The sequence below is a fragment of the Stenotrophomonas sp. TWI809 genome (assembly GCF_039673205.1).
Taxonomy (GTDB): domain Bacteria; phylum Pseudomonadota; class Gammaproteobacteria; order Xanthomonadales; family Xanthomonadaceae; genus Stenotrophomonas.
Genome location: NZ_JBDJLE010000015.1, coordinates 95,864 through 103,639, shown reverse-complemented (window position 1 = coordinate 103,639; position 7,776 = coordinate 95,864). Strand labels below are relative to the sequence as shown.

4 protein-coding genes are annotated in these 7,776 nt (G+C 66.7%); 2 read left to right on the top strand and 2 right to left on the bottom strand.

Features of this window, described 5'->3' with window-relative positions; translation table 11 throughout:
- Positions 1-258 precede the first annotated feature (258 nt).
- Together ABE472_RS12690 and ABE472_RS12685 are read right to left on the bottom strand one after the other, a co-directional pair.
- Positions 259-2,322: a S9 family peptidase gene (locus ABE472_RS12690; protein ID WP_346466338.1), complete on the bottom strand. Its 2,064-nt coding sequence runs from the start codon at positions 2,320-2,322 to the stop codon at positions 259-261.
- Between the two features lie 148 nt (positions 2,323-2,470).
- Positions 2,471-4,441 carry an oligopeptide transporter, OPT family gene (locus ABE472_RS12685; RefSeq protein ID WP_346466337.1) on the bottom strand — a complete coding sequence of 657 codons (1,971 nt, stop codon included), beginning with the start codon at positions 4,439-4,441 and terminating at the stop codon, positions 2,471-2,473.
- A 223-nt stretch (positions 4,442-4,664) separates the two neighbouring features.
- Here ABE472_RS12685 and ABE472_RS12680 point away from each other — a divergent pair, with 223 nt between their 5' ends.
- Positions 4,665-5,816 carry a heparan-alpha-glucosaminide N-acetyltransferase domain-containing protein gene (locus tag ABE472_RS12680; RefSeq protein ID WP_346463931.1) on the top strand — a complete coding sequence of 384 codons (1,152 nt, stop codon included), beginning with the start codon at positions 4,665-4,667 and terminating at the stop codon, positions 5,814-5,816.
- Between the two features lie 179 nt (positions 5,817-5,995).
- Positions 5,996-7,771: an oligopeptide:H+ symporter gene (locus ABE472_RS12675; protein ID WP_346466340.1), complete on the top strand. Its 1,776-nt coding sequence runs from the start codon at positions 5,996-5,998 to the stop codon at positions 7,769-7,771.
- Positions 7,772-7,776 lie beyond the last annotated feature (5 nt).

The following is a 7,776-nucleotide window of genomic DNA, read 5'->3' as shown; positions in this document are numbered from 1 at the left end:
CTCTAACCATATCTGTTTTCGCCTTTAGTGTGGGGGTTTTTTTTTTCCCTCCCCCCACACCCCGGTCGGCTCTACCGGTTACACCGCCGACGATGACCGGTTATACCGCCGACGATGACCGGTTATACCGCCGACGATGATCGGTTACACCGCCGACGTTAGCCGGTTACACCGCGGCCGATCACCGGTGATACCACGGCCAACGAGACCCGGTGCCATGAAGAAGCGCCGCCCCTGGGGGCGGCGCTTCAAACCGGCTTATTCGCCGATGTGCTGCTTCAACCAGCCGTTGACAGTGTCGTGCCACTGCACGCTGTTCTGCGGCTTGAGCACCCAGTGGTTCTCATCCGGGAAGTACAGGAACTTGGATTCGATACCCTGGCGCTGCGCAGCGGTGAACGCGGCCAGGCCCTGCTCCACCGGAATGCGGTAGTCGAGCTGGCCGTGCACGATCAGGATCGGCTTCTTCCAGTCGGCCACATGGTTGACCGGGTTGAACTTCTCATAGTTGGCCGCCTTCTCGTATGGCGTGCCACCCTGCTCCCACTCGGTGAACCACAGCTCTTCGGTGGCGTAGCCCATCATGCGCTGGTCGAACACGCCGTCATGATTGACCAGGCACTTCCACGGCTCGTTCCAGTTGCCGGCGATCCAGTTGACCATGAAGCCGCCGTAGCTGGCGCCCAGGGCACACGCCTTGTCACCGTTGAGGAACGGGTACTGCTTCTGTGCCGCGGCCCAGCCCTTCTGCAGGTCTTCCAGCGGGCGGTCGCCCCAGTGCTGGCTGATCGCATCGGTGAAGGCCTGGCCGTAGCCGGTGGAGCCGTGGAAGTCGATCATGACTACCGCGTAGCCCTGGCCGGCGTAGGTCTGCGGATTCCAGCGGTAGCTCCAGCCGTTGCCGAAGCTGCCCTGCGGGCCACCGTGGATCAGGAACGCGACCGGGTAACTCTTGCCTTCCTGGTAGTTGTACGGCTTGACCACGTAACCGTGCACGGTCTCGTTGTTCCAGCCCTTGAACTGGAACTGCTCGTAATCGCCGAAGGCGACGTCGGGCAGCATCTCACCGGCGCTCGGGGTGATCTCGCGCGGGTTGGCACCATCGAAGGCGGCCACGATGATCTGATCACCGCTCTTCAGACTGTTCTTCGTATACGCCAGCGTGGTGCCGGCGATCACCGGCGAGCCGATGCTGCCGCCGTCGGCCACCACTTCAGCGGTGCCGGTGGCGATATCGACGCCGAACAGGCGGTGCTCGCCCATGTCGTCGGCGCTGGTGTAGATCAGCGTGCCGTCACCGGACAGCACGATCTCGCCGGCCGAACGATCCCACTTGGGTGCGATCTCGCGGGTCTTGCCGGTGGCCACGTCCATGGCCATCAGGCCGAAGCGGTCCGCTTCGAAGCCCGGGCGCTTCATGGCGCGGTAGTACAGGGTCTTGCCGTCGGCGCTGAACACCGGGCCGGCATCCCAGGCCGGGTTAGCCGCGGTCAGGTTGACCGGGGCCTGCTTGCCCTCGGCATCCAGACGGTACAGATCGAAATTGGTCGACCACGGCTCCTGCTTGCCGGCCACGCGGATCGCGGCGACCACGCTCTTGCCATCCGGCGACCAGGTGAAGTCGTCATTGCCGCCGAACGGCTTGGACGGCGCATCGCCGGCCAGCGTCGCGCTGATCGCCGAAGCACCCTTCACCGCGGCGGCCTTGCCTGCCGGCAGCGGCGCCACGAACAGCGTATTGCGGCGGCCATCGGCCCAGGTATCCCAATGGCGCACGAACAGGTTATCGAACACCTCACCGGTGTTCTTGCGCGCCTTGTGCGCGTCCAGCTTCTTGCTGGTGCACGCCAGGTCCGAACCGCAGTCCTGGAACACGCCGCTGCTGAAGGCCACGCGGTCGCCCTGCGGGGAGACGTGGAAGCTGTCCACATCGACGGGGAAGTCGGTCAGCTGGCGCGGCGTGCCGCCGGTGGTCGGCTGCGCGTAGAGCTGCTGGCTGCCGTTCCTGGCGCTCAGGAAGTACACCGTCTGGCCATCGGCCGACAGCGCTGCGGAATTGACGTTCCAACCGGCCGGAGTCAGCGGCTTGGGCGGGGCCAGGTCACGCGTGCGCAGGTTGCGGATGTACAGGCCGGTGCTGGCCTTGCTGTCGGTACCGACCACGCGCTTGGCGAAGATCACGTTGCCGCCATCGGCGGTGAGCAGCGGGCTGGAGACCCGATCCAGCGCGATCATGTCGCGCACATCCAGGCCACGCGTGGCCGCCAGCGAGGGCATCGCGGTCAGCAGGCACAACGGCAGCAGGGCGTAACGAAGTTTCATCGGGGTCTCCGCGGAACGGCAAAACGCCGATGGTAGGGCCGAGGGGTGGCCCATGCAAAGGCCATCGGTCATGCCGTGCCCTGGGCGCTCCAGAAACGACAAACCCCGCCGGAGCGGGGTTTGTCGTGACGCACACCGGGGTCGCTGGTTAGACCGAACCCACCGCGCGTTTGCCGGTGCGATAGATCAACCAGCCGACCAGGAACAGTACGGCCAGACCGATCCACTGCGCGCCCGGCAGGTGGAACGGCAGCGCCAGCACGTCGGCGCGGCTGCTGATGACGATCGGTACTGCGATCGCGATACCCATCAGGGCTTCACCGGTGATCAGGCCGGCGGCGAACAGCACGCCCGGCTTGTGCACGCGGTCGCGGCCTTCTTCATCGTCGCCGCGGATCTTGTGGAAACGCTCCACCAGGTAGGCGATCAGGCCGCCCAGGAAGATCGGCACCATCAGCTCCAGCGGCAGGTAGATACCGATCGCCGCGGCCAGCACTGGCACGCGGAAACGGGCGTTGCGCGACTTCAGCCAGCTGTCAAAGGCGATGATCGCCGCGCCGACCACGGCACCGATGCCGATGAAGGTCCACGGCAGCTCGCCGCCGAACAGGCCCTTGGCCACCGAGGCCATCAGGTTCGCCTGCGGTGCGGCCAGCGCGTTGGGATGCAGCTCGGACTTCACGCCGATGCCGTAGGCGGTGGCCAGCAGGTTCAGTACCGGCGCCATGATCAGCGCGCACGAGAACGCGCCGATGCCCAGCATCAGCTGCTGCTTCCACGGGGTGGCACCGATGATGTAACCGGCCTTGAGATCCTGCAGGTTGTCGCCACCGACCGCGGCCGCACAGCACACCACCGCACCGATCATGATCGCGGCCACCGCACCCAGCGGGGCGCCGCCCACGCCGACCGGGGTCAGGCCGTCCTTGCCGAGCAGCAGCACCAGCACCGCCGAGGCGAACAGGATGGTGGAGATGGTGATGCCCGAGACCGGGTTGTTGGAGGAGCCGATCAGGCCGGCCAGGTAGGCCGAGACCGAGACGAACAGGAAGCCGGCCACGATCATGATGAGCGTCATCGGGATCGAGACGTGCCACTGGCCCACGATGGCCTGGTACAGCGCCAACAGCGGCAGGGTGAACACCACCAGGGCCACCAGCATCCACTTCATCGGCAGGTCGCGCTCGGTGTGCGCCAGCGCCGGGCCACCGCTCTTGCGGGCCGCGGCAAAGCCACTCTTGACGCCATTGAGCAGCGACTTGCGCAGCGAGATCAGGGTCCACACGCCACCGATCAGCATCGCGCCCACGCCCAGGTAACGCATCTTCGCGCCCCAGATGGCGAACGCCGCCTCGGTGGAGCTGGCCGTGGCGATCGAGGCGGCCAGGGCCGGATCGGTGTTCATGAAGAACGACTGGTACAGCGGAATGGCGATATGCCAGGTCAGGATCGAGCCGGACACCACCACGATGCCGACATTCAGGCCGACGATGTAGCCCACACCCAGCAGCGCCGGGGACAGGTTGGTGCCGATGAAGGCGGTGATCTTCGAGCTGCCCACGTAGGCCGAGGTGGCCCAGGCATCCGGAATCAGGCGCAGGCCGCTTTCGGCGGCCAGCTTCACGAAGGCGCCGATCACCGCCGACACAGCCAGGATCTTCAGGCCCGGGCCGGGGTTTTCACCGGCCTTGAGCACTTCGGCGGCCGCCTTGCCTTCCGGGAACGGCAGCGGATCTTCGACGATCATCGAACGGCGCAGCGGCACCGAGAACAGCACGCCCAGCAGGCCACCCAGACCGGCGATGCCCAGCACCCACCAGTACTTGAAGTCCGGCCAGTAGCCCATGATCACCAGCGCGGGGATGGTGAAGATGACGCCGGCGGCGATCGACGAGCCGGCCGAAGCACCGGTCTGGACGATGTTGTTTTCAAGGATGGTGCCACCGCCGAGCAGGCGCAGCACGCCCATGGAGATGACGGCCGCGGGAATCGCGGTGGCGATGGTCAGGCCTGCGAACAGACCGAGGTAGGCGTTGGCGGCCGACAGAATCACCGCCAGCACGATGGCAAGCACCACCGCGCGGAAAGTGAGCTGGCGTGGCGCAGCGTCGTTGTTCATGGAAGCCCCTGCTGGCAAAAAATCCCTGCCACGCTAGCGTTCATGTACGGGCAAGTCCAGTAGTGCCGGCCGCCGGCCGGCAACCCCGCACCACCTGATCGAGGCCCCTGTTGACCTACGCGGGCCGCCGCCGCTGCGACACGCCGGACTCGGCAACGTCCAAGGCCGGGCCCACCCACTTTAGTTATGTTATATCCTATCGCACCGAGCAACCGGCGCTGCTGTGACGCATTCCCCCACCTCCCGCCTGACCTCCATCGACCAGCTGCGCGGCACCGTCATTGTGCTGATGCTGCTCGACCACGTGCGCGAAACCTTCTACATGCACCAGCAGGTCGGCGACCCCATGGTGGTGGACCAGGTCGAGCCGGCGCTGTTCGTCAGCCGGCTGCTGGCGCATCTGTGTGCCCCGGTGTTCGTGCTGCTGACCGGCCTGTCGGCCTGGTTGTACGCCAGTGGCAAGCCGGATGGGCGCCGGGCCGCGTCGGCTTTCCTGCTCAAGCGCGGCCTGTTCCTGGTGGTGCTGGAGCTGCTGGTGGTCAACTTCGCGTGGACGCTGCAGTTCCCGCCCAGCGTGATGTACCTGCAGGTGATCTGGGCGATCGGCATCAGCATGATCGCGCTGGCCGGGCTGTTGTGGCTGCCACGCGGCGCACTGGCGGTGCTGGCGCTGGCCGTGATCGCCGGGCACAACCTGCTCGATGGCGTCCGCGTGCAGGGCGACGGGGTGCTGGCCGTGCTGTGGAAGGTGCTGCACCAGCGCGACTGGATCACCGTGACCGACGGGCTGCGCCTGCGGACCTCGTATCCGGTGCTGCCGTGGATCGGCGTGATTGCACTGGGCTGGGTGATCGGCCCGTGGTTCGCACGCGGCGGCGATGCCCTCCTGCGCCAGCGTCGCCTGTGGCTGGCCGGTGCCGGTGCGCTGCTGGCGTTCGTCATCCTGCGGGCGGTGAACCGCTACGGCGACAGCCCGTGGCAGTCCTTCGCCACACTGGGCAGCACGCTGATGAGCGTCTTCAACGTCACCAAGTACCCGCCCTCGCTCCTGTTCCTGCTGCTGACCCTGGGCATCGGCCTGCTGTTGCTGCGCCTGTACGAGCAGCCGCGCGTGGCACGGGCGCTGGCGCCACTGGCCGACATCGGCGCAGCACCGATGTTCTTCTACCTGCTGCACCTGTACGTGCTGAAGCTGCTGTACGTGCTGGCCGAAGCACGCTGGGGGCACACCCACGGCGCGTATGTCGCCGTGGACCACGTGGCGAGCCTGTGGGTGATCACCGTGGTGCTGGCACTGGCGCTGTACTGGCCCACGCGGGCGTTCGCGCGGTTCAAGGCGCGGCGGCGGGATCTGGCCTGGCTTCGCTATCTGTAAGCGCGCGATGCCGGGATGGTGAGGCTGCCGGCCAGCGGCCGGCACTACTAGAGCGTAGCGGCCGGCACTACGACAGCGGCGCGGCCGATACCACGACGGCGGAGCGGCCAGACACGGCACGGCTGACCCTTCGCCCCGGGCCTATACTCGCCCCCTTGTCCGCCCTGCCCGATCCCTCGATGACCGCAGCCGCCCTGCCCGCCGCCGCAACCTCCACCCCCACCGACGACTTCCTCGGCCATCCCAAGGGCGTCTACATCTGCTTCTTCACCGAGATGTGGGAGCGGTTCTCGTTCTACGGGATGAAGGCGCTGCTGCTGCTGTATCTCACCAAGTACCACCTGTTCGGCGACAAGGCCGGCCTGGATCTGCTCGGCGCGTACGGTGGCCTGGTCTACTGCATCCCGGTCTTCGGCGGCCTGCTCGCCGACCGCTGGCTGGGCATGCGCAAGGCGGTGGTGTTCGGCGGCGTGCTGCTGGTGCTCGGGCATCTGGGCATGGCCTTCGAAGGTCATGCAGCGGTCCGCGTCGATGGCGCGATCGTGCGCGATGACGCGGCCCTGGGCATCACCTACCTGTCGCTGGCCCTGATCATCATGGGCGTGGGCTTCCTCAAGCCGAACATCTCCACCATCGTCGGCAAGCTGTACCCGGAAAACGATCCGCGCCGCGACTCGGGCTTTTCGCTGTTCTACGCCGGCATCAACCTGGGCGCGCTGTTCGCCTCGCTGGTGTGCGGCTTCCTCGGCGAAGCCTATGGCTGGAAGTACGGCTTCGGTGCGGCCGGCATCGGCATGGTGATCGGACTGGGCATGTTCCTGTGGGGCCAGAAGTATCTGCAGGGCCACGCCGAACCGTCCGATCTGCCCGCGCTGCGCCAACGCGTGCTCGGCATCCGCCGCGAATGGCTGATCTATGCCGTGGCCGTGCTGGGCGTGATTCCGGTGGCCGCGCTGATGTGGGCCGCCGCCAATGGTGCGTTCGCGCTCGGTGGTGAACTCAGCTTGGCGCTGATGTTGATGATCGTGGTGCTCGGTGGCGTGCTGGTCTGGTTCGCCTGGTTCACCGGCACCCGCTGCACGCCGGTGCAGCGCCAGCAGATGATCGCGCTGATGGCGCTGATCTTCATGGCGCTGGTGTTCTTCACCCTGTACGAGCAGACCTATGGCTCCTGGGTGACCTTCACCGACCGCCTGCTCACCAAGGACCTGGTACCGTCGCTGGTGATCCAGGGTGGCACCCCGCTGCCGTGGTCGATCGCCTCGCTGCTGCTGGCGCCGCTGGGCTTCGTGGTGGCCGCGCGTCTGTCCGAGCGCCGCCCGGGCTCGTCCGCGCCACGCACATTGTTCATCGTGATCGTCGCGGCGATGCTGGTCATGCTGATCCGCGACTGCCTGGTGATTCCGCAGACCGCCGGCTCGCTGACTTACCTGGGCGGCCTGTTCCTGGTGGTGCTCGCGCCGCTGTTCGCCATGCTGTGGGCGTGGCTGGACCGTCGCCGCATGGACCCGTCCAAGCCGGTCAAATCCTCGATCGGGCTGATCTTCGCCGCACTGTCGTTCGTGCCGCTGGCATTGGCGGCGCAGCAGGTGGGCGCGACCGGGCAGATGGCCAGCGTGTGGTGGCTGGTACTGGCCTACCTGATCCTGGAGATCGGCGAAATGTGCCTGTCACCGGTCGGTCTGTCCGCCGTTACTCAGCTGGCCGCGCCGCGGGTGGTCAGCCTGATGATGGGCACGTGGTTCCTGGCCACCGCGTTTTCGGAAACGCTGGCCGCGCTGTTCGGCAAGCTCGCCGCGATCGAGGTACCGGAAGGCGAAACCATGAACATCGCCAGCGCCGCCGCCAGCTACGAACACCTGTTCTGGCTGCTGATGTGGATCGGCCTGGGGTGCGCGGCGGTGGCCCTGGCCTGTTCGCCGCTGCTGAAGAAGATGATGCACGGGGTGAAGTAGCCGAA

Coding starts and splice junctions, on each gene's coding strand:
- ABE472_RS12685 (WP_346466337.1), bottom strand. CDS start 4,441: ATGAACAACGACGCTGCGCCACGCCAGCTCACTTTCCGCGCGGTGGTG.
- ABE472_RS12675 (WP_346466340.1), top strand. CDS start 5,996: ATGACCGCAGCCGCCCTGCCCGCCGCCGCAACCTCCACCCCCACCGAC.
- ABE472_RS12690 (WP_346466338.1), bottom strand. CDS start 2,322: ATGAAACTTCGTTACGCCCTGCTGCCGTTGTGCCTGCTGACCGCGATG.